The organism is Streptomyces sp. P17 (assembly GCF_032436805.1).
Taxonomy (GTDB): Bacteria; Actinomycetota; Actinomycetes; order Streptomycetales; family Streptomycetaceae; genus Streptomyces.
Map to the genome: position 1 here is coordinate 1 of NZ_JAVRBF010000060.1, position 20,320 is coordinate 20,320.

A 20,320-nucleotide genomic window follows, 5' to 3' on the forward strand; every position below is an offset into this window, starting at 1 on the left:
GTGTTCAAGTTCGTCGTCACAAACGATCATGAACACCCTCTCTTCGTGCCCGCAGGCATTCGGAAAGACTCGTCTAGCTGGGGGGTGTGATGGACCTAACGGCTGGCAGTCAGGGGAAGTCAACAAGCGGTATGTGTACGCGGTCCGGGCGGACGGTTCCTAGTCCCTAGCAAGGGGACGGGACCGGGAGGGGGACGCCGGCCGGGCGGGTGCTCCGGCGGGTCCCCTCGCCCGTGAAGACGTACAGCCGCAGCACCAGGAAGCGGCCGAGACCGGCCAGGGCGGCGGCGGTGAGGTAGACCGTCTGCTCCCACAGGAGCGTGGGAGACGGCTCCAGCAGGCGCAGGACCAGGATCGCGGCGGACGTCACCGCGTAGGCCACCGCCGCAGAACCCGCCGACTGGAGGTGCTTGCACAGGCCGGGGCGGCTGCCGGTGCCGAAGGTGAACAGGGCGTGCAGCTCGGTGCAGAGCAGGGTGGAGGCCACCGTGATCAGCGCGTTGGCGAGCGCCCATGGCATCGAGTACGCCAGCAGCGGCACCGTGGCGCCGGAGACCAGCCCGACGCCGCCCCCGCAGACCACGAACCGGGCGAAGGACGCGAGGGGCGGCGTCATGGAACTTCCTTCCGGACGAGGGCTGTTGGGCGGTGAGCGGCTGTCTTGGTCAACCGTGTTCAACGATCCCGTGATCCGCCGTCCCGGACGAGGAGGCATGCTCCCGAATCGGGGGTGGTGCCAGCCCTACCAGGGGAGTTGGGCAGGCTCCCGGCCCGGCCTACTGGAACGCCTCCGCGTTCCGTGCCGCCCACCGTGCGAAGTCGTGCGGGCGGCGGCCGAGGAGACGCTCGGCGCCGGGGCTCACCCGCTTCAGCGCCTCGGGCGGACTGCCCAGCATGTCCAGCGTGGTCTCCACGACCGGCTCGGGCCTGAACCGCACCATCTGCGCCCGCGCCTCCGCCCGGGTCAGCTCCACGAACCGCACCGGCTCGCCCGAGGCGGCCTGTATGGCGGCGGTCTGCTCACGGGGCGAGACGGGGGCGGGCCCGGTCAGCTCGTACACCTTGCCGCCGTGGCCCGGCTCGCGCAGGGTCACGGCGGCGGCTCCGGCGACATCGACGGGGTCGACGGTCGGCAGGGCCATGTCGCCGAAGGGGGCGGCGACTTCACGGCGGGCCCGAATCGGCTCTGCCCACTGGAAGGCGTTGGAGTGGAAGCCGCTCGGGCGCAGCATCGTCCACTCCACGCCCGATGCCTTGACGGCGTCCTCCAGCATGGCGGGCAGGTGTCCGGTCCCCACCCCCTGCGAGGACAGCAGGACCACGCGCCCCACCCCGGCGGCCCGTACGACCTCCATGACCGCGCCGAGATCGCCGCCGGAGCCCAGGAAGTCCCCCGAGGTCAGCAGGAAGACGGCGGAAGCCCCGTCGAGGGCGGGTTTGAGCGTCGCGGGGTCGGCCAGATCGGCCTGGTGCTGACGGTCCTCCGCCACCACCTCCCGCGCCGGGGGCCGCCGCGAGACCGCTGTCACCCGCTCCCCCGCCTCGACCAGCGCCCGCACCAGCGTCCGCCCCCCGCTCCCTCACCCCCCAGGAGCTCCTCTCCGTCTGGCGCTCCAAGAACCTCGTCGTCACCGATGACGTGCACGCTGTCGCCGCCTGTCTCGCCCCGGCGCTGGTGCGCGGACCGGCCCGCTGTCGGCTGGAGGAGGTCGCCGAGCGCACGGAGCTGACGCTCGACCGCGTTCACGACTGTCTGCGCATGCTCCTCAAGCGGGGCTGCATGCGGCAAGCCGGGTGTGCCGAGGACGGGGTGCCGGTTTACGTGCTGCCGTAGCCCAGCCCCGGCAGATGAGATGAGAACAGGCCCGAAGTCGCAAGACGAAGTTGCGGCTTCGGGCCTTGTGGCACCGTACCGGACCAGAGCCTCCCGCGAAGCCATTGTCAGTACCTCCCCCTACTCTCGAAGGCGATGGGACAGGCATGGATGTGCTCGGGGCTGCGGTGGTCGGCGGACGGTCCCGTGCTGGAGTGGGTCGGTGGGCGGCGTACTGCGCTGGTCTGGGCGAAGCGGGTGGCCTTCGGGGTCGCGGAAGGGGGTGTGCGGACGTGTGCGGGAGCCAGGGGGAATGCCTGTCCGGTGCGGGCTGTGGTGTCGGGGCGCAGTACCGGCGCGCGGTGCGAGGAGTGCGCCCGGCTGGACCGTGCGCACTCCGTGGCCGCCGACACCGTCGCCGACGATCCACGGCCGTACCGCGTATACCTGGCCTGGTTCGGGCCCGGCATGGTCAAGGTCGGGATCACCGCCGAAGAACGGGGCTCCGCGCGGCTGCTTGAGCAGGGCGCCGTCTGCTGGAGCTGGCTGGGCACGGGTCCGCTGATGGCCGCCCGGCGCACCGAGGAGCTGCTGCGCGCGGCGCTCCGGGTGCCGGACCGGATCCCGTACGGCGACAAGCGGGCCGTGCGGTCCGCCCTGCCGAGCTCCCCCGAGGAGCGGGCCGCAGAAGTCGAGCGGCTGCACGCCCAGGCCCGCGCCCTCCCCGGTTGGCCCGAGTCCCTCGCCCCCGCGCCCTGCCGCCCCGTCGATCACGTCGACGCCTTCGGACTCGGGGGACTCCCGCCCGCCGTCGGAGAAGTCGCCGAGCTGGTCGCGGGCGGTGCCCTCCAGGGCCGGCTCCTCGCCGCCGCCGGCCCGGACCTGCATCTGGAGACGGACACGGGGGTCGTCGTACTCGACACCCGGCTGATGAGAGGCTGGGAGCTGGTGGCCGCCGCCGACGGGGGCCCGGCGCTTCCCATCAAGGGGTTCAAGTCCGCCGTCACCACCCAGGACGGGCTGTTCTGAGCCGGAATGCCATCCCCCACCCAGGCATTCCCTGAGAGCCTCCTGTGCGTTTCTCAGGAAAATCACAGGTTGTAGAAAGCGTGTTCTCAGAGGGTCCCGAGAGGGTGTCCAGCATGACCACGACCTCGCCCCAGGGGCGCACCGAACTGCTGAGGCCGGACGGGAGCCCCGTCCGAGTGCTTGTGGTGGACGACGAGTTGTCGATCACCGAGCTGCTGTCCATGGCTCTGCGATACGAAGGCTGGCAGATCCGCAGTGCGGGGGATGGCACCGGCGCCATCCAGACCGCGCGCGAGTTCCGGCCCGACGCCGTCGTGCTCGACATGATGCTGCCCGACATGGACGGGCTCACCGTCCTGACCCGGCTCCGCCGTGAGCTGCCCGACGTGCCCGTCCTCTTCCTCACCGCCAAGGACGCCGTCGAGGACCGTATCGCCGGGCTGACCGCCGGGGGCGACGACTACGTCACCAAGCCGTTCAGCCTGGAGGAGGTCGTCGCTCGGCTGCGCGGGCTCATCCGTCGCTCCGGTGCCGCCGACCGGCGCTCCGACTCCGTGCTGGTCGTCGGCGATCTCACGCTCGACGAGGACAGCCACGAGGTCTCCCGGGCCGGCGACAACATCCACCTCACCGCCACCGAGTTCGAGTTGCTGCGCTTCCTCATGCGCAACCCGCGGCGCGTGCTCAGCAAGGCGCAGATCCTCGACCGGGTCTGGTCCTACGACTTCGGCGGCCAGGCCAATGTCGTCGAGCTGTACATCTCCTACCTGCGCCGGAAGATAGACGCCGGGCGGGAGCCGATGATCCACACCCGGCGCGGCGCCGGGTATCTGATCAAGCCCGCGGCGTCATGAGCGGGCGACGACGGACGCGTCCGCAGAAGACGCGAGCGGGTCAGCCGCGCACCCTGCGGACGCGGCTCGTCGTCGCCTCCGTGGTGCTGATCGCCGCGGTCTGCGCGGTGATCGGCACCGTGACCACACTGGCGCTGCGCTCACATCTGTACGACCAGCTCGACGACCGGCTCACCGAGGTCGCCGGCCGGGCGGCCGGTTTCGGCGGGCCTCCCGGCAGTGATCCCGGCAAGGACAACGCGGCCGGCAAGGGCAATGCCTTCAGCCTCGACCGGCTGGTCACCAGCGGCCCCCAGCCGCAGGGCACGGTCATCGCCGAGGTGCACAACGGCTCCATCACGGCCGCCAAGGTCGGCGAGAAGGACGAGAGCACCACCAACATCAGCGGGCTGGAGGCCAAGGACCTCTCCGAGGACCAGATCCAGGCGCTCGACTCCGTCCCCCAGGACACCGAGAAGCACACCGTCGACCTCGGCAGCCTCGGCGAGTACCGGGTCGAGTACAAGACGGGCGACAACGGCAGCTACTACGTCGCCATCCCCACCAACGAGGTCAACAGCACTCTCAGCACCCTCATCCTCATCGAGGTCAGCGTCACCGCGGCCGGCCTCATCGCCGCCTCCCTCGCCGGGACGGTCATCGTCGGCGTCGCCACCCGCCCCCTGCGCAGGGTTGCCGCCACCGCCACCCGGGTCTCCGAACTCCCGCTCCACACCGGCGAGGTGAACCTCAACGAGCGGGTCCCGGAGTCCGAGTGCGACCCGCACACCGAGGTCGGCCAGGTCGGCGCCGCGCTCAACCGCATGCTGGACCACGTCCACGGCGCCCTGCACTCCCGCCAGCAGAGCGAGATGCGGGTACGGCAGTTCGTGGCCGACGCCAGCCATGAGCTCAGGACCCCGCTGGCCTCCATCCGCGGGTACGCCGAGCTGACCAGACGCGGCAGAGAACAGATCGGGCCCGACGCCCGGCACGCCCTCGGCCGTATCGAATCCGAGGCGGGCCGGATGACGCTGCTCGTCGAGGACCTCCTCCTGCTGGCCCGGCTGGACGCCGGACGGCCGCTGCAGTTCGAGCAGACCGACCTCATCCCGCTGGTCGTGGACACCGTCAGCGACTCCCGGGCGGCCGGCATGGAGCACAACTGGCGGCTCGATCTGCCCGACGAACCGGCGCTCGTGTCGGCGGACGCGGCGCGCGTCCAGCAGGTGTTGATCAATCTGCTGGGCAACGCCCGCAAGCACACCGCACCCGGCACGACCGTCACCGCGCGCGTCCAGCGGCGCGGCGCCTGGATGTGCGTGGACGTCGAGGACGACGGCCAGGGCATCCCGCCGGATCTGCTGCCGCATGTCTTCGAACGGTTCGCGCGCGGCGACTCCTCGCGCTCCCGCGCCTCCGGCTCGACAGGGCTCGGCCTCGCCATCGTGCAGGCCGTCGCGACCGCGCACGGCGGTGCCGTGACCGTCGACAGCGTGCCGGGGCGGACCGTGTTCACGGTCCATCTGCCCGCGCTCGCCGCTGAGCCGGCGCCCGAAACGAACCGGCCATCGCACTCACAGGCACAGCACAGCGCCACCACACGGGTGCAACAGGGCACTTGAGAAGAGTCGGTTCCATGCGAACCGACTCTTCTCCCGGCACCCTGCCGGCGCGGGAGCACCTCCCGGCCGGAGACGCCGGTACGCCTGTCCTGGACGTGGTGATCCCCGTCCACAACGAGGAGAAGGACCTTCAGCCGTGTGTGCTGAGACTGCACGAGCACCTCAGGCGCACCTTCCCCTACGCGTTCCGCATCACGATCGCGGACAACGCGTCGACGGACACCACCCCTCAGGTGTCCCAGCGGCTGGAGGCGAGGATTCCGGAGGTCCGGGCCTTCCGCCTGGAGCAGAAGGGCCGCGGCCGCGCCCTGCGCACCGTGTGGTCCGCCTCGGACGCCCCGGTCCTCGCCTACATGGACGCGGACCTGTCCACCGACCTCAACGCCCTGCTGCCGCTGGTGGCCCCGCTGATCTCGGGCCACTCGGACCTGGCGATCGGCTCCCGTCTGTCCCGCTCCTCCCGCGTCGTACGCGGCCCCAAGCGGGAGTTCATCAGCCGCTCGTACAACCTCATCCTGCGCGGTTCGCTGCAGGCCCGCTTCTCCGATGCCCAGTGCGGGTTCAAGGCGATCCGGCGTGAGGTGGCCCAGGTGCTGCTGCCGCTGGTGGAGGACACCGGCTGGTTCTTCGACACCGAGATGCTGGTGCTCGCCGAGCGCGCCGGGCTGCGGATCCACGAGGTGCCGGTCGACTGGGTCGACGACCCGGACTCCACCGTCCACATCGTCAGGACGGCGACCGACGACCTGAAGGGCGTGTGGCGGGTGGGCAAGGCCCTGGCCACCGGTTCGCTGCCGCTGGACCGCCTGGCCCGTCCCTTCGGGGACGACCCGCGCGACCGTGACATCAAGGACGTACCGAAGGGGCTGGCCCGCCAGCTCGTCGGGTTCTGTGTGGTCGGCGGTCTGTCCACCCTCTTCTATCTGCTGCTCTACAGCGGCTTCCGCCAGTTCACCGGTTCGCAGGTGGCCAACGCGCTGGCCCTGCTGGTCTCGGCCATCGCCAACACGGCCGCCAACCGGCGCCTCACCTTCGGGGTGCGCGGCCGTGGCGGGGCGATCCGGCACCAGGCGCAGGGACTGGTGGTCTTCGCCATCGGACTCGCCCTGACCAGCGGCTCGCTGGCCGCGCTGAACGCGGCGAGCGCGAATCCCGCGCACTCCACCGAACTGGCGGTCCTGATCGCCGCCAACCTCGCGGCGACCGTGCTGCGCTTCCTGCTCTTGCGGGTGTGGGTCTTCCCGGACCGCCGCGAGGAGCCGGCCGGCACGGCGCCGATTCCGACGTACACCCTCCAGCACCCGCCGCTCCCGCAGCGCCGTACACCTCACTTCCGCGCCGGTGACGCCGCGGACCACACCTGGAGGGACGCCACCATGCGGCTGCAGCCGGTGCGCCCCTCCGACACCGACCCGGGGGATGCCCGATGACCATCATCAGTACGGCCGTACAGGAGCCGATCACGGCTGCCCCTGACGGCGGCGAACCCAAGCAGCCGGTGCTGCGCGGACTGTGGCGCGGCCGGCCCGAGGACCCGCGCTGGGCGCGCCCGGCCTTCCTCGGGCTGCTGCTCGCCACCGCCGTCCTCTACCTCTACAACCTGAGCGCCTCCGGCTACGCCAACTCCTTCTACTCCGCGGCCGTCCAGGCCGGCAGCCAGTCCTGGAAGGCCTTCTTCTTCGGCTCGCTGGACGCGGCCAACGCGATCACCGTCGACAAGCCCCCGGCCGCGCTGTGGCCGATGGCCCTGTCGGTCCGGATCTTCGGCCTCAGTTCCTGGGCGATCCTCGTCCCCGAGGTGCTCATGGCCGTCGGCACGGTCGCCGTCGTCTACGCGGCCGTCCGCCGCCGGTTCAGCCCGGCCGCCGGTCTGATCTCGGGCGCCGTCCTCGCGCTCACGCCGGTCGCGGCGCTGATGTTCCGGTTCAACAACCCGGACGCGATGCTGGCCCTGCTGATGGCGGTGGCCTGCTACTTCGTCATCCGCGCCCTGGAGGACGGCCGGACGAAGTGGCTGGTGTGGGCCGGGGCCGCGATCGGTTTCGCCTTCCTCGCCAAGACCCTCCAGGCCTTCCTGATCCTGCCCCCGCTCGCCCTCGTCCACGGCGTCTGCGCGCCGGTGAGCGTGAAGAAGCGGATCGGACAGCTGGCGGCCGGTCTCGCCGCGATCGTCGTCTCGGGCGGCTGGTGGGTCGCGATCGTCGAGCTGTGGCCCGCGTCCTCCCGCCCGTACATCGGCGGTTCGCAGAACAACTCCTTCCTTGAACTGACCTTCGGCTACAACGGCCTCGGCCGGCTCAACGGCGAGGAGACCGGCAGCGTCGGCGGCGGCGGCGGCGGTGGTGGTGGCACCGGTGGCAATTGGGGCGAGACCGGCTGGGACCGGCTGTTCAGCGCCGGCATCGGCGGCCAGATCTCCTGGCTGATCCCGGCCGCGCTGATCCTGCTGATCGCGGGCCTGGTGGCGACGCGCAAGGCGAAGCGCGCCTCGGTGACCCGCGGCTCGTTCCTCGTCTGGGGCGGCGCGCTGCTGATCACGATGGTGGTCTTCAGCTATATGCAGGGCATCTTCCACGAGTACTACACGGTGGCCCTCGCCCCCTACCTCGCTCCCCTGATCGGCATGGGTTCGGCACTGCTGTGGGAGAAGCGGGACAAGGCGTGGGCGTCGCTGACGCTGGCGGGCGCGATGACGGCCACCGCGGCCTGGGGTTACGTCCTGCTCAACCGGTCCTCCGACTACCTGCCCTGGCTGAAGTGGCTGGTTCTGGCGGGCGGCCTGGTGGCAGCGCTCGGGCTGATCTTCGTGAGCAGGCTGGGTCGTCACCTGGCCCTGGCCGTAGTGGGGTTGGGGCTGGTGGCAGGGCTGGCCGGGCCCACGGCGTACACCCTCACGACCGTGAGCGAGGGGCACAGCGGGTCGATCGTGACCGCGGGCCCGTCGGTGTCGGACGGCCGTGGCGGCGGCCCCGGTGGCGGCGGTGGCTTCCCGGGCGGAGGCATGCCGGGCCGGCAGAACCAGCAGGGCGGCGGCATGGGCCAGCCCCCGACCGGCGGGACCGGTGGAGGCATGCCGGGCCGGCAGGGTCAGCAGAACCAGCGGGGCGGCCAGCAGAACGGCGACGGCGGTATGGCCGGTGGCGGCGGCGGTGGCGGCATGGGCGGACTGCTCAACGGCGCCGCGGTCTCCGACGAGGCCAAGGAAATCCTGACGGAGAACGCCGGCGACTACACCTGGGCCGCCGCGGCCATCGGCGCCCAGAACGCCGCGAGCTACCAGCTCTCCACCGGCGAACCCGTGATGGCGATCGGCGGCTTCAACGGCACCGACCCGTCCCCGACCCCGGCCGAGTTCAAGGAGTACGTGGCGGACGGCAAGATCCACTACTTCATCTCCAGCGGCTCCGGCGGCGGCATGGGCGGCAGCGACAGCGGTACGTCGTCCCAGATCACGGAGTGGGTCGAGGCCAACTTCAAGGAGGTCACGGCCGGTTCGGCCACCTTCTACGACCTCACGCAGGAGGCGAGCAGCTAGGGGGTGTTTGGAAAGTCCCGCACAGCACCCACGGCGCCCGGCACGCACCCTCGCCGCACCGGCCAAAGACCCAAGTACGTCCAGTACGAGGGCCTTCGTCCGGCACGCCGAGGGCACGCACCGAACACCGCGGGCACCGCACAGGACTTTCAAAACACCCCCTAGCGGCAGCGGACCGACGAGGGGCATGCTGTACACCGTATGGGAGTCATTATACGGTGTACAGCATGCCCACGTCTCAAGGTCCCCAGGGCCATCCCCAGCGCTGGTTGATCCTCGGTGTCATCTGTCTCGCCCAGCTCACCGTGCTGCTCGACAACACGATCCTGAACGTGGCGATCCCGACGCTCACCCGCGAGATGGACGCGGCGACCTCCGACATCCAGTGGATGATCAACGCGTACTCGCTCGTGCAGTCCGGTCTGCTGCTCACCGCCGGAAGCGCCGCCGACCGCTACGGCCGGAAGAAGATGCTGATCACCGGCCTGGCCCTGTTCGGCACCGGCTCCCTCGTCGCCGGACTCGCCGACAGCACGGGCCAGTTGATCGCCGCCCGGGCCGGGATGGGCGTCGGCGGGGCGCTGCTGCTGACCACGACCCTCGCGGTGGCGATGCAGATCTTCGCGCCGGAGGAGCACCCGAAGGCGATCGGCATCTGGAGCGCGGTCAACGCACTCGGGTTCGCCTGCGGCCCGCTGATCGGCGGCTTCATGCTGAACCACTTCTGGTGGGGCGCGATCTTCCTGATCAACCTGCCCGTCGCGGCGCTGGGCCTGGTGGCCGTCGTCGTCCTGGTCCCCGAGTCCAAGAACCCGCAGGGCGACCGCCCCGACCTGCTCGGCGCGCTGCTCTCCACGATCGGTATGGCCTCGCTGGTCTACGCGATCATCTCCGGCCCCGAGCACGGCTGGACCTCGGGCCGGGTGCTGACCACGGGCGCGGTGGCGGTGGTGGTGCTCGCGGTCTTCGGGTACTGGGAGAGCCGGATCCCGTATCCCATGCTCGACCTCCACTTCTTCCGGGACCGCAGGTTCACGGGCGCGGTCGCCGGAGCGGTCCTGATCACCTTCGGCATGGGCGGAGCGCTGTTCCTGCTCACCCAGCACCTCCAGTTCGTCCTCGGTTACGGCGCCCTGGAGGCGGGCCTGCGGACCGCTCCGCTGGCGTTGACCGTGGTGGCGCTGAACTTCACGGGCGTTTCGGCGAAGTGGACGGCGAGGCTGGGGACGCCGATGTCGATCCTGCTCGGGATGGTGTTGATGTCGGCGGGGCTGGTGTCCATAGCGGTCACCTCCCGTGGATATGCGGGGACGTTGCTCGGGCTGGTTCTCATCGGGGTGGGTTGTGCGGTGGCCAATCCGGCGATGGCGCACGCGATCATGAGTGCGATTCCTCGGGAGAAGGCGGGGGTCGGGGCCGGGATCAACGGCACGTTGGCGGAGTTCGGGAACGGGCTTGGTGTCGCTGTGCTCGGGGCCGTGCTGAACTCCCGGTTCGCGGCGTTGATTCCGGTGGCGGCGAGCAGTTTGCCTGCGGCTCTGGCCTCGGCGGACGGCGAGGCGGACAAGGAGCGGATCGTCGACGCGTTTGCCTCCGGCCTGGAGACCAGTCAATTGGTAGGGGCGTTGGCTGTGTTGCTCGGGGGGTTGGTCGCGGCGGCGTTGTTGCGCAGGGCGGAGCGGGCAGACTCGGAGGTGGTGAGCGCCTGAGAGCTCGGGGGACTGTGCGCTTGTGCGGCTGCGGGTTCGTCGTGGTTGATCGCGCAGTTCCCCGCGCCCCTGACGGCGCGCTTGGCATGACCGGCGTTTTTGAAAGTCGAGGAAGGTGCGCCATGGGTAAGGCAGCCGCGCGGGCCAGCGTCTGGCTGGAGGGCAAAGCGCGCCGGAGTGGGAAGGGCGGCGGGCAGCCCTCCGGGCTCGACCGGGAGCGGATCACCGAGGTGACCGTGCGGCTGCTGGACGCGGAGGGGCTCGCCAAGTTCTCCATGCGCCGGCTGGCGGCCGAGCTGAATGTGACGGCGATGTCCGTCTACTGGTACGTCGACACCAAGGACGACCTCCTGGAACTCGCCCTGGACGCGGTGTACGGCGAAGTCCGGCTCCCGGATCCCGATGCCGAGGACTGGCGCGACCAACTCCGTACGCTGGCCCGCGAGTACCGCGCGCTGCTGGTCCGCCACCCCTGGCTGTCGCCGCTGGCCGGGACGTACCTCAACATCGGGCCGAACTCGCTGGCCTTCTCCCGGGTCGTGCAGCGCGTGATCCGCAGGACGGGCCTCCCGGCCCACGGTGTGACGGGCGCGATCTCGGCCGTCTTCCAGTTCGTGTACGGCTACGGCACGATCGAGGGCCACTTCTTCGCCCGGGTCCAGGACACGGGCATGACCCCCGACGCCTACTTCCAGCACGCCATGACGACGGTGAGCGAGACCCCCTCGACCGCGGAGGTCATCGAGGAGGCCAAGGACATCATGGCGGCCCGGGGCGGAGACACGGTCGAGGAGATGCTGGAACGGGACTTCGTCTTCGCCCTGGACCTGCTGGTGGCGGGCATCGAGGCGATGGTGGAGAGGGCGGGTTAGGAGTTCTCGGCGAGCCGCGCGGGAAATCCCCCCGTCGCCACCGGCCCCCACCTCTCCGGCGTGACCCGAATGATCGACTTCCCCTGCTTCACCATCGCCGCCCGGTACTCGTCCCAGTCCGGATGCTCCCCGGCGATGTTCCGGTAGTACTCCACCAACGGCTCCACGGAATCCGGCGAGTCAAGAACCTCCGCCGTACCGTCGATCTGCACCCAGGGCCCGTCCCAGTCGTCACTCAGCACAAGCAGACTCACCCGAGAATCCCGCTTGGCGTTCCGTGTCTTGGCCCGCTCGGGGTAGGTGGAGACCACGATCCGCCCGGAGTCGTCCACCCCACACGTGAGCGGCGACCCCTGAGGGCTCCCGTCGGCCCGCCGCGTCAGCAGGACCGCGCGATGACGTGGCCGTACGAAGTCCAGCAACTCGTCCAGCGAAACAGCGGTATTGGTCGCGATGTTCGGTGCCATGGCCTCAGCCTAGGCCAGCGGCAGCGCATCACCCTGTACCGCCTGGATGTCGAGCTCCACCTTCAGCGTCGTACCGATGGCGGCGATCCCCGCCTGGACGACCTGGTTGTAGTTCATGGCGAAGTCCTCGCGGCGCAGCTCGGCGGTCGCCCGGAAGGCCGCCCGGGTCCCGCCCCACGGGTCCGCCCCGGTTCCCAGGTAGGACAGGTCCAGGTCCACCGGCCGTACGACACCGTGCAGCCCCAACTCCCCATGGACCGTCCAGCGATCCGTACCCGCGGCCACGCTCAGGCCCCTCGACCGATAGGTGACCTCCGGATACCGCTCGACGTCCAGAAAGTCCGCCGACCGAAGATGCCCGTCCCGCATGGCGTTCCCCGTGTCGATCGACGACGCCCGGATCACCGCCTCCACCCGCGACTTGGTGACATCGTCCGGTGTGATCTCGACGGTCGCGGAGAAGTCCGTGAACCGTCCGTGCACGCTGGAGATCCCCAGATGCTGGGCCACCGCGCCCACCGTGGAGTGCGCCGGGTCCACCGTCCACGGCCCCGGCGGCGGCAGCTCCGTCCCGCCCTGGCGCGCCAGCGTCACCGTGCCCACCTCGGCCCGGCCGCTCGCCGTGACGATCGCGCTGGAGGCGGCGGGCGCGTACCCGACGGCGGTGACGATGACGGTGTACGCCCCGGGAGCCAGGGGATTCGGGTCCCGTACCGCCCCTTCCGCGTCGGCCGAGGCGCGCAGCACCTGTGTACCGGTCATGTCCGTCACCGTGACGACCGCGTGCGACACGGCCCATCCGTCCCGGGTACGGATCCTCGCGGTCAGTCCCATCTCACGCAACTCCTCGAAGAAAAGCCGGCCCGTGGAACGCGCCTCCGCTCTGAGCGCGCTCCACGGGCCGGGGCTTGCGACTACTCGCCGGGGTGGGCGAGTTCGATGTCGTGGCCGTCGATGCCGTGCCCGTTCACCGTCACGGCGGAGGCCACCGGCGGGTACCCGGCCGCGATGACGGTGTAGTCGCCGCCGTCCAGGTCGGTGAAGGCGTACGCCCCGTCCGCCCCGGTGGTCGCCGTGCCGACGACGTTGCCCGCCGCGTCCACGAGCGTGACCCGCGCGTCGGACAGCGGACCGTGCGGCGCCCGTACGACGCCCTGGACCTGGGCACCGGAGTCGAGGTCGACCTCGACCCGGGTGACCCCGGTGCCGCCGATCTCGACGGGCAGGGCGCGCGGCCGGAACCCGTCGGCGTTCACCGCGACGGTCACCGTGCCCGGCACCAGCTCGCCGAAGGCGAACTCGCCCTGCTCCCCGGTGGCGGCCGTGGCCAGCAGGTCCCCGCGCACATCGGTGACGATCACCATCGCGTCCTTGACCGGCAGCGCCCCTTCGGCGGCCCGCACCACCCCGCTCAGCCCGCTCGTGCCGCTGAGCAGGATGTCGTACGCCAAAGGCTCCTCGCCGACGACGATCGTGGACGCCTGCGGCTGGAAACCGTCGGCGGAGGCGATCAGGACGTAGCTGCCGGCGCTCGGCGCGTCCACGCCGTAGGAACAGTCCGCCTGGGCCACCGAGCGGCCGAGCTGCCGGCCGGCGAGCGAGATCAGCGTGACCGCCGCTCGCGGTACGGGCGCGCTCTCGGCGCCGCGGACGTAGCCGCGCACGGGGATGCCACCAGCGGTGACCTGCACGGTGTCGGCCACGGGAACCTCCGTTTCGGTGCTCTGCGCCGCCTGCGTTTCGATGCTCTGCGCCGCCTGCGTTTCGATGCTCTGCGCCGCCTGCGTTTCGATGCTCTGCGCCGCCTGCGCCAGCGCGCCGGACGTCCGCAGCGGGACCTCCTTGATGAACAGCGTCACCAGGAAGGCGAGGAAGGCGACCGGGGTGACGTACAGGAAGATGTCGGCGATGCCGTGTCCATAGGCGCTCTCCAGCCAGGTGCGGATGTGCGGGGGGAGGGCGTCCATGTCGGGCAGTTCGCCCGAGCCCATGGCCCGCGCCGCGCCGGCCTGCTCCTGCGGGCTGAGCGTGCCGAGGGTGTCGGTGGCGTAGTGGCTGATCCGGGTCGACATGACGGAGCCGAGCGCCGAGACGCCCATCGCACCGCCCAGGGACCGGAAGAAGGTGACCACCGAGCTTGCCGCGCCGAGCTCGTGCGGGGCGACCTGGTTCTGCGTGGACAGCACCAGGTTCTGCATCATCATGCCGATGCCGAGTCCCATCACCGCCATGAAGACGGCGATGTGCCAGTACTCGGTGTCGTAGCGCATGGTGCCGAGCAGACCGAGGCCCGCCGTCACCAGCACACCGCCCGTGACCAGCCACGCCTTCCACTTGCCGGTCTTGGTGATGACCGCGCCGGAGACGGTCGAGGACACGAACAGACCGGCGATCATCGGGATGGTCATGACGCCCGACATCGTCGGGGACTTGTCACGCGCCAGCTGGAAGTACTGGCTGAAGAAGACCGTGCCCGCGAACATCGCGACACCGACGAGCAGGGAGGCGAGCGAGGCCAGCGTGATCGTGCGGTTCTTGAACAGGTGCAGCGGGATGATCGGCTCGGACGCCTTGGTCTCCACGAACAGGAAGACCAGCACCAGCGCGAGCGCGCCGCCGACCATGGAGTACGTCTGCCAGGACAGCCAGTCGTACTTGTCGTCGGCGAAGGTGACCCAGATCAGCAGCAGCGAGACGGCCGCGGTGATGAAGAAGGCACCGGCCCAGTCGACCTTGACCTTGCGCTTGGTCTCCGGCAGATGCAGCGTCTTCTGCAGCACGAACAGGGCGATCAGCGCGAAGGGGATCCCCACGTACAGGCACCAGCGCCAGCCCAGCCAGTCGGTGTCGGTGATGACACCGCCGACCAGCGGACCGCCGACGGTCGCGACGGCGAAGGTCGCGCCCAGGTAGCCGGAGTAACGGCCGCGCTCCCGCGGGGAGATCATCGCGGCCATGATGATCTGGGCGAGCGCGGTCAGACCACCGGCGCCGAGCCCCTGGATCACCCGGGCGCCGATCAGCATCCCGGAGTTCTGCGCAAGACCCGCGACCACCGAGCCGATGATGTAGACGACCAGGGCTATCTGGACCAGGGCCTTCTTGCTGACCAGGTCGGCGAGCTTGCCCCACAGCGGGGTGGACGCCGTCATCGCCAGCAGCGCGGCCGTCACGACCCAGGTGTACGCGCTCTGGCCGCCGCCGAGGTCCTGGATGATCTCGGGCAGCGCGTTGGAGACGATGGTCGAGGACAGGATGGCGGCGAACATGCCGAGCAGCAGCCCGGAGAGTGCCTCCATGATCTGCCGATGCGTCATGGGAGCCTCGCCGGAGCCTCCTGAGTGCTTGGCATGAGCCCGCACACCGGTTGGTGTGGTCGTTGCCATGGACTTCCTTTTCCTACGTGATCGCTGGTGTACGGGGGGACTGTTCGTCGAAGCAGCGCCTCAGCCGCGCCATCAGCCGGGTGAGCTGGGCGACCTCGTCGTCCGTCCACTCGCTCAGGCGCTCGGCGAGCAGCTGGGTGGTGCACCGGGAGAGCTCCTCGACCCGGGCCCGGCCCGCGGACGTGAGGTGCAGAATGCGGCTGCGCTTGTCGGCGGGGTCCGGGGAGCGGTCGATCCAGCCGCGTTCGGCGAGATGGGCGACATGGCGGCTGGTCACCGACATGTCGACGGCGAGCAGCTCGGCGAGCTTGCTCATGCGCATGTCGCCGTGCCGGTCCAGCAGCGTCAGTACGGCGGCGGAACCGCTGGGACAGTCCGACGGCAGTGTCCGCCCGATCTCCCGCTTCACGGCACCGAAGGCGCTGAACTGGCGGACGAGCTCCTCGTACTGCTCCTGTTCGGCCATCGCACCTCCCGGATTTCGTTGCTTAGGGCAACTGTAAGGGCGGTTGGTTGCTACAGGCAAATAAAACAGGGTGGGGGCGCCATAAAAACTTGGCAAAGGCAAGTATTGCGAACGTAAATGTGCAGGTAGGGCGGGTTGTGTGTGCGGCGGTGCAGGTGCCCCGCCCGCACTTGGGCGCCACCCCCGGATTCGCTAGGGTTTCGGCCCATGGCTAACACCCAGGGCCCCCAGGGCAACCACGACCCCGCAGGCAGCACTCAGATGTTCCGCGCGTTCGTCGACGAGGCCCCGCAGGGTCCTCGGCAGGCGGCCGCCTCCTCCGGTCCCCGTATCGGCCTGATCGTCGGTGTCGTCGTCGCCATCGCGGTCGTCGCGGCGGCGGCCTGGCTGGCGCTGAAGTAAGCAGCCCCGCTACTTCCACCGAACGGACACGTCCCGCGTCTCGACGTGCATGCCGAGCGGCACGCGCCACGCGTCGACGCACACCGTCCAGGTCTTCTCCTTCCGCGCGCCGGCCCCGACCGGCACCGGAAGCTCCGCCACCGACTCGACGGTCCCCCAGTCGGTCCCGAGCGCCCCGATGATGTGCGTCCCGAAGGTCACGGTGCCCGAACGGACCGGGCTGCCCCCGGAGTTGTGGAATTCGAGCGTCACCTTCTCGCACCAGCGCTTCCCGGCGTCCGCCCGCTCCGGCTCGGACCAGGTGAGAGCGGCGGGGGACGGGAGGCCGGGGGCCGGTACGGGCGAATTCCCGGGCGTACGAGGGGGGTCGGCGCCGTCCGGCGAGAAGCTCGGCACGCTGCCCGGGCTGGACGGGCCCGCCGGGGTGGACCGGTCGGCACCGGAACCGGCCGTCGCCGCAGCGGAGTTGGGTGCGGAGACGGACGGGGAGCGGTCGGCGTCGGCCTCGCTCTCGGCGCGGCCCGCCCTCCCGTCGAGCGGCACCAGCGTGACGCTTCCCGTCGGCGCTCCCGCCGTACCGGACGTACGCGGTGGTTCTCCCGGCGCTCCCACGGCGACGTAGCCGCCGGCACTCCCGCCGCCTCCGCACCCGGCCAGCACCCCGCCCAGACAGGCGACGGCCGCCGACGCGCCTGCCAAGGCGCCCCGACGGCCAGGTGTCCACGTCGCTCGAAGCATCGGGCCATGGTGGCTGACGCTCCGTCAAATAGGAAGCCTCGTGCGCCCCTTCAGGCGCGCCGGTCGAGGCCTTCCGGCGTGCGGGTACCTCAGTCGGAGATGAGCCCTTCCCGCAGCTGGGCCAGGGTCCGGGTCAGCAGCCGGGAGACGTGCATCTGGGAGATGCCGACTTCCTCGCCGATCTGGGACTGGGTCATGTTGGCGAAGAATCGCAGCATGATGATGCGGCGCTCGCGGGGCGGAAGCTTGGCCAGCAGCGGCTTCAGGGACTCGCGGTACTCGACGCCCTCCAGGGCGCTGTCCTCGTAGCCCAGGCGATCCGCCAGGGAGCCCTCGCCGCCGTCGTCCTCGGGAGCCGGGGAGTCCAGCGAGGAGGCCGTGTAGGCGTTGCCGACGGCCAGGCCGTCGACGACGTCCTCCTCGGACACGCCCAGCACCGCGGCGAGTTCGGTGACCGTCGGGGAGCGGTCCAGTTTCTGGGAGAGCTCGTCGCTGGCCTTGGTGAGGGCGAGCCTCAGCTCCTGCAGGCGCCGGGGCACCCGGACCGACCAGGACGTGTCCCGGAAGAACCGCTTGATCTCACCGACCACCGTCGGCATCGCGAACGTCGGGAACTCCACGCCCCGTTCGCAGTCGAACCGGTCGATCGCCTTGATCAGGCCGATGGTGCCGACCTGGACGATGTCCTCCATCGGCTCGTTGCGCGAGCGGAAGCGGGCGGCCGCGTAGCGCACCAGCGGGAGGTTGAGCTCGATGAGTGTGTCCCGGACGTAGGCGCGCTCGGGGCTGTTCTCGTCGAGCGCGGCGAGCCGCAGGAACAGGGAGCGGGACAGGGTGCGGGTGTCGATGGCTCCCGAGGTCGGGAGGGCCGGGGCCGGCGCGGCCTCGACAAGGGCCGTTACGTCGTCGAGCGCGGGCGCAGCCTCGCTCTTCGTGAGCGTGAGCACCTTCGAGCTGCCCTGGTCTGCGGACATGCCACCCCCTTTGGGTCGCGGGACGGTCGCGGCGGACGCTCCCACTGAGGAACGCAGCCTTCACCTGAATACCGGAGCCGAAGCCGCGGCAAACGCGCTTCCGGCAGAATGTCACATGTCGGCAACACGCTGTAGTGACATGTCGACATGTAAGACGTGAATCCGCCCTGGAAACAAGGGGTCTGACGGTTTTTCGGCGTGAAACTGTCGGGAAGCGCCCTGGTGAGCGATTCGCTCGCGCCGGTTACGGTTCGCTCGTGCTTTCGGTCAGGCGTCGATCCGGTTCGCGGACCGCAGCCGCTGGAAGCTACGCGCGAGTAGCCGCGAGACATGCATCTGGGAGACGCCGAGTTCGGCACTGATCTGCGACTGGGTGAGATTGCTGTAGTAGCGCAGCAGCAGAATTCGCTGTTCCCGTTCCGGGAGTTGGACCAGCAGATGCCGGACCAGATCGCGGTGCTCCACGCCGTCCAGGGCGGGGTCCTCGTAGCCGAGCCGGTCCAGCAGCCCGGGCAGTCCGTCGCCCTCCTGGGCCGCCTCCAGCGAGGTGGCGTGGTACGAGCGTCCGGCCTCGATGCAGGACAGCACCTCCTCCTCGCTGATGCGCAGGCGCTCGGCGATCTCGGCGGTCGTCGGGGTCCGTCCGAAGGCGGTGGTCAGGTCCTCGCTCGCGCTGTTGACCTGCACCCACAGCTCGTGGAGCCGGCGCGGTACATGGACCGTGCGGACGTTGTCGCGGAAGTACCGCTTGATCTCGCCGACGACCGTCGGCATCGCGAAGGTCGGGAACTGCACCCCCCGGTCCGGGTCGAAGCGGTCGATGGCGTTGATGAGGCCGATGGTGCCGACCTGGATCACGTCCTCCATCGGCTCGTTGCGGGAGCGGAAGCGGGCGGCCGCGTAGCGCACCAGCGGGAGGTTGGCCTCGATGAGCGCCCCGCGCACCCGGTTGTGCTCCGGCGTGCCCGGCCGACACTCCTTGAGCTGGGCGAAGAGCACCTGGGTGAGCGCGCGGGTGTCGGCGCCGCGACTGCGCGGGGCGGTCGCCGCTGCTTCCGGCGCCGCCTGTGGCGCCGCTTCCGGCGCTGCTTCTTGGGGAGGCGCAGTACTGGCCGACACGGTCAACTCCACCTCGTGATCCATCAACTCATCCGTCAAAAGCGGTCATAGCATCACAAGACATGTGCACTGTGTGCAAGCACCGCATAACACCGTGTTGAGGACGAAGTGGCGTGAAAGACGCAGAAAAGCCCCCCGCCGTTCCGGCGGAGGGCTGCGCGGAAACCCGCGGCGTCTCAGTACTCGTAGTCCGCGATCACCCAGGTGGCGAACTCTTTCCACAGCGCCACGCCCGCCTGGTGCTCGGGGTGCTCCACATACCGGCGCAGGGCGTCGACGTCGTCGAACGCCGAGTTGATCGCGTAGTCGTAGGCGATGGGGCGGTCGCTCAGGTTCCAGCCGAGCTCCCAGTGGCGGATCTCGGAGATCTTGCCCTCCAGCGACCGGAAGGCCTTCTCGCCCTCCAGAACACGGGGATCGTCGCGCTCGACGCCCTCGTTGAGCTTGAAGAGGACCAGGTGGCGGATCATTCATCTCCTCCGTTGGCGATCCACGTCATGAAGTCGCCGATGGCCTTGGCGGCGTTCGATATGCCCTCGAACCCTATCTGCACGTAGTCCGCGGCCTTGGCCGGGTCCGTGATGATCAGATAGAGCACGAAGACCACGAGCACATAGACGGCGACCTTCTTCGAATTCACCGCCACTGCGGCCTCCCTGCCCTTGTCGCCCCCGGTGGGCCCCCTGTTGACGGCGGCGAGTGTAACCGAACACATGAAGGGCCCCGTCTTTCGACGGGGCCCTTCCGAGAGCGGTAGCGGAGGGATTTGAACCCTCGGTGACTTGCGCCACACTCGCTTTCGAGGCGAGCTCCTTCGGCCGCTCGGACACGCTACCGAGGGAGACCTTACAGCACAGGTGGCCGTGGTTTGAAATCGGTATTCACCGGTTCCGGAAGAACTCCGTGAGCAGCCGGGCGCACTCCTCGGCGAGCACGCCCTCGATCACTTCGGGGCGGTGATTGAGCCTCCGGTCGCGTACGACGTCCCACAGGGAGCCCGCCGCGCCGGCCTTCTCGTCCCGGGCGCCGTAGACGACCCGCTCCACCCGCGACTGCACCATCGCGCCCGCGCACATGGTGCACGGCTCCAGCGTGACGACGAGCGTGCAGCCGGTCAGCCGCCACTCGCCGACCTCCGCGGCGGCCCTGCGGATCGCGAGGACCTCCGCGTGCGCGGTCGGATCACCGACGGCCTCGCGTTCGTTGTGCCCGACGCCGAGCACGGTCGTACCGTCCGCGGACAGCACGACGGCGCCGACGGGGACGTCCCCGCCCCGGACGGCCAGTTCGGCCTCGTCCAGGGCGAGCCGCATCGCGTCCCGCCAGCGGTCGCGTACCGGGTCCGGGGGACC

Annotated in this window: 21 protein-coding genes and 1 tRNA gene; 9 read left to right on the top strand and 13 right to left on the bottom strand. The window is 70.2% G+C overall.

Annotated features, from left to right (window positions below; genetic code table 11):
* Positions 1–166: 166 nt before the first annotated feature.
* The gene (locus tag RMT89_RS31485) at positions 167–616 is read right to left on the bottom strand and encodes a hypothetical protein (RefSeq protein WP_315887138.1); all 450 of its coding nucleotides are present in this window, start codon (positions 614–616) and stop codon (positions 167–169) included.
* Between the two features lie 160 nt (positions 617–776).
* Positions 777–1,559 (bottom strand): NAD(P)H-binding protein, encoded by a 783-nt coding sequence (locus RMT89_RS31490; protein ID WP_315887139.1) that lies wholly within the window; start codon positions 1,557–1,559, stop codon positions 777–779.
* A gap of 80 nt (positions 1,560–1,639) precedes the next feature.
* Here RMT89_RS31490 and RMT89_RS31495 point away from each other — a divergent pair, with 80 nt between their 5' ends.
* The 8 genes from RMT89_RS31495 to RMT89_RS31530 all read left to right on the top strand — a co-directional run bounded on the left by RMT89_RS31495 (position 1,640) and on the right by RMT89_RS31530 (position 11,416).
* Positions 1,640–1,834 carry a hypothetical protein gene (locus RMT89_RS31495; protein WP_315887140.1) on the top strand — a complete coding sequence of 65 codons (195 nt, stop codon included), beginning with the start codon at positions 1,640–1,642 and terminating at the stop codon, positions 1,832–1,834.
* A gap of 135 nt (positions 1,835–1,969) precedes the next feature.
* Positions 1,970–2,842 (top strand): DUF2797 domain-containing protein, encoded by an 873-nt coding sequence (locus tag RMT89_RS31500; protein WP_315887141.1) that lies wholly within the window; start codon positions 1,970–1,972, stop codon positions 2,840–2,842.
* Between the two features lie 113 nt (positions 2,843–2,955).
* Positions 2,956–3,696, top strand: coding sequence for a response regulator transcription factor (locus RMT89_RS31505; protein WP_315887142.1), 741 nt, complete (start codon positions 2,956–2,958; stop codon positions 3,694–3,696).
* Positions 3,693–5,300, top strand: a complete 1,608-nt coding sequence (locus tag RMT89_RS31510; RefSeq protein ID WP_315887143.1) for a HAMP domain-containing sensor histidine kinase — start codon at positions 3,693–3,695, stop codon at positions 5,298–5,300. The genes RMT89_RS31505 and RMT89_RS31510 overlap by 4 nt, the downstream gene beginning before the upstream one ends.
* Before the next feature lie 14 nt (positions 5,301–5,314).
* Positions 5,315–6,730 carry a bifunctional glycosyltransferase family 2/GtrA family protein gene (locus RMT89_RS31515; RefSeq protein ID WP_315887144.1) on the top strand — a complete coding sequence of 472 codons (1,416 nt, stop codon included), beginning with the start codon at positions 5,315–5,317 and terminating at the stop codon, positions 6,728–6,730.
* Positions 6,727–8,835 carry a glycosyltransferase family 39 protein gene (locus tag RMT89_RS31520; protein WP_315887145.1) on the top strand — a complete coding sequence of 703 codons (2,109 nt, stop codon included), beginning with the start codon at positions 6,727–6,729 and terminating at the stop codon, positions 8,833–8,835. The genes RMT89_RS31515 and RMT89_RS31520 overlap by 4 nt, the downstream gene beginning before the upstream one ends.
* Before the next feature lie 227 nt (positions 8,836–9,062).
* Positions 9,063–10,544 (top strand): MFS transporter, encoded by a 1,482-nt coding sequence (locus RMT89_RS31525; RefSeq protein WP_315887146.1) that lies wholly within the window; start codon positions 9,063–9,065, stop codon positions 10,542–10,544.
* Positions 10,545–10,666: 122 nt separating this feature from the next.
* Positions 10,667–11,416 (top strand): TetR/AcrR family transcriptional regulator, encoded by a 750-nt coding sequence (locus RMT89_RS31530; protein ID WP_315887147.1) that lies wholly within the window; start codon positions 10,667–10,669, stop codon positions 11,414–11,416.
* Here the strand turns inward: RMT89_RS31530 and RMT89_RS31535 are convergent.
* The 4 genes from RMT89_RS31535 to RMT89_RS31550 form a co-directional block, all read right to left on the bottom strand.
* Positions 11,413–11,883 (bottom strand): PPOX class F420-dependent oxidoreductase, encoded by a 471-nt coding sequence (locus RMT89_RS31535; protein WP_315887148.1) that lies wholly within the window; start codon positions 11,881–11,883, stop codon positions 11,413–11,415. The genes RMT89_RS31530 and RMT89_RS31535 overlap by 4 nt on opposite strands.
* A 9-nt stretch (positions 11,884–11,892) precedes the next feature.
* A complete protein-coding gene (locus RMT89_RS31540; protein ID WP_315887149.1) occupies positions 11,893–12,717 on the bottom strand; it encodes a YceI family protein in 825 nt (274 codons plus the stop codon).
* Between the two features lie 80 nt (positions 12,718–12,797).
* Positions 12,798–15,269, bottom strand: coding sequence for an MFS transporter (locus tag RMT89_RS31545; RefSeq protein ID WP_315887150.1), 2,472 nt, complete (start codon positions 15,267–15,269; stop codon positions 12,798–12,800).
* A 13-nt stretch (positions 15,270–15,282) separates the two neighbouring features.
* Complete coding sequence (locus tag RMT89_RS31550; protein ID WP_315887151.1) at positions 15,283–15,735, bottom strand: MarR family transcriptional regulator; 453 nt, start codon at positions 15,733–15,735, stop codon at positions 15,283–15,285.
* Positions 15,736–15,942: 207 nt separating this feature from the next.
* Between RMT89_RS31550 and RMT89_RS31555 the strand changes: the two genes are divergently transcribed.
* Positions 15,943–16,137, top strand: coding sequence for a hypothetical protein (locus tag RMT89_RS31555; RefSeq protein WP_315887152.1), 195 nt, complete (start codon positions 15,943–15,945; stop codon positions 16,135–16,137).
* A 9-nt stretch (positions 16,138–16,146) separates the two neighbouring features.
* On the opposite strand, the gene RMT89_RS31560 is transcribed toward RMT89_RS31555, so the two are convergent.
* From RMT89_RS31560 to tadA, 7 genes are all read right to left on the bottom strand, one after another.
* On the bottom strand, positions 16,147–16,875 hold the full coding sequence (locus tag RMT89_RS31560; RefSeq protein WP_315887153.1) for a hypothetical protein: 729 nt from the start codon (positions 16,873–16,875) through the stop codon (positions 16,147–16,149).
* An 89-nt stretch (positions 16,876–16,964) separates the two neighbouring features.
* Complete coding sequence (locus RMT89_RS31565; RefSeq protein WP_315887154.1) at positions 16,965–17,849, bottom strand: RNA polymerase sigma factor SigF; 885 nt, start codon at positions 17,847–17,849, stop codon at positions 16,965–16,967.
* A gap of 267 nt (positions 17,850–18,116) precedes the next feature.
* A complete protein-coding gene (locus tag RMT89_RS31570; protein WP_315887155.1) occupies positions 18,117–18,992 on the bottom strand; it encodes an RNA polymerase sigma factor SigF in 876 nt (291 codons plus the stop codon).
* A gap of 152 nt (positions 18,993–19,144) precedes the next feature.
* Complete coding sequence (locus RMT89_RS31575) at positions 19,145–19,438, bottom strand: Dabb family protein (RefSeq protein ID WP_315887156.1); 294 nt, start codon at positions 19,436–19,438, stop codon at positions 19,145–19,147.
* On the bottom strand, positions 19,435–19,614 hold the full coding sequence (locus RMT89_RS31580) for a hypothetical protein (RefSeq protein WP_315887157.1): 180 nt from the start codon (positions 19,612–19,614) through the stop codon (positions 19,435–19,437). Before RMT89_RS31580 ends, RMT89_RS31575 begins: the two co-directional genes overlap by 4 nt.
* 105 nt (positions 19,615–19,719) lie before the next feature.
* Positions 19,720–19,804: transfer RNA gene (locus RMT89_RS31585), tRNA-Ser, on the bottom strand.
* A 45-nt stretch (positions 19,805–19,849) separates the two neighbouring features.
* Positions 19,850–20,281, bottom strand: a complete 432-nt coding sequence (gene tadA / locus RMT89_RS31590) for a tRNA adenosine(34) deaminase TadA (protein WP_315887158.1) — start codon at positions 20,279–20,281, stop codon at positions 19,850–19,852.
* Positions 20,282–20,320 lie beyond the last annotated feature (39 nt).

Bases quoted from the DNA above. Each gene is read 5' to 3' on its own strand.
- RMT89_RS31485 (WP_315887138.1), bottom strand. From the start codon at position 616: ATGACGCCGCCCCTCGCGTCCTTCGCCCGGTTCGTGGTCTGCGGGGGC.
- RMT89_RS31500 (WP_315887141.1), top strand. From the start codon at position 1,970: ATGGGACAGGCATGGATGTGCTCGGGGCTGCGGTGGTCGGCGGACGGT.
- RMT89_RS31505 (WP_315887142.1), top strand. From the start codon at position 2,956: ATGACCACGACCTCGCCCCAGGGGCGCACCGAACTGCTGAGGCCGGAC.
- RMT89_RS31510 (WP_315887143.1), top strand. From the start codon at position 3,693: ATGAGCGGGCGACGACGGACGCGTCCGCAGAAGACGCGAGCGGGTCAG.
- RMT89_RS31515 (WP_315887144.1), top strand. From the start codon at position 5,315: ATGCGAACCGACTCTTCTCCCGGCACCCTGCCGGCGCGGGAGCACCTC.
- RMT89_RS31520 (WP_315887145.1), top strand. From the start codon at position 6,727: ATGACCATCATCAGTACGGCCGTACAGGAGCCGATCACGGCTGCCCCT.
- RMT89_RS31525 (WP_315887146.1), top strand. From the start codon at position 9,063: ATGCCCACGTCTCAAGGTCCCCAGGGCCATCCCCAGCGCTGGTTGATC.
- RMT89_RS31530 (WP_315887147.1), top strand. From the start codon at position 10,667: ATGGGTAAGGCAGCCGCGCGGGCCAGCGTCTGGCTGGAGGGCAAAGCG.
- RMT89_RS31535 (WP_315887148.1), bottom strand. From the start codon at position 11,883: ATGGCACCGAACATCGCGACCAATACCGCTGTTTCGCTGGACGAGTTG.
- RMT89_RS31540 (WP_315887149.1), bottom strand. From the start codon at position 12,717: ATGGGACTGACCGCGAGGATCCGTACCCGGGACGGATGGGCCGTGTCG.
- RMT89_RS31545 (WP_315887150.1), bottom strand. From the start codon at position 15,269: ATGGCAACGACCACACCAACCGGTGTGCGGGCTCATGCCAAGCACTCA.
- RMT89_RS31550 (WP_315887151.1), bottom strand. From the start codon at position 15,735: ATGGCCGAACAGGAGCAGTACGAGGAGCTCGTCCGCCAGTTCAGCGCC.
- RMT89_RS31555 (WP_315887152.1), top strand. From the start codon at position 15,943: ATGGCTAACACCCAGGGCCCCCAGGGCAACCACGACCCCGCAGGCAGC.
- RMT89_RS31560 (WP_315887153.1), bottom strand. From the start codon at position 16,875: ATGCTTCGAGCGACGTGGACACCTGGCCGTCGGGGCGCCTTGGCAGGC.
- RMT89_RS31565 (WP_315887154.1), bottom strand. From the start codon at position 17,849: ATGTCCGCAGACCAGGGCAGCTCGAAGGTGCTCACGCTCACGAAGAGC.
- RMT89_RS31570 (WP_315887155.1), bottom strand. From the start codon at position 18,992: ATGGATCACGAGGTGGAGTTGACCGTGTCGGCCAGTACTGCGCCTCCC.
- RMT89_RS31575 (WP_315887156.1), bottom strand. From the start codon at position 19,438: ATGATCCGCCACCTGGTCCTCTTCAAGCTCAACGAGGGCGTCGAGCGC.
- tadA (WP_315887158.1), bottom strand. From the start codon at position 20,281: ATGCGGCTCGCCCTGGACGAGGCCGAACTGGCCGTCCGGGGCGGGGAC.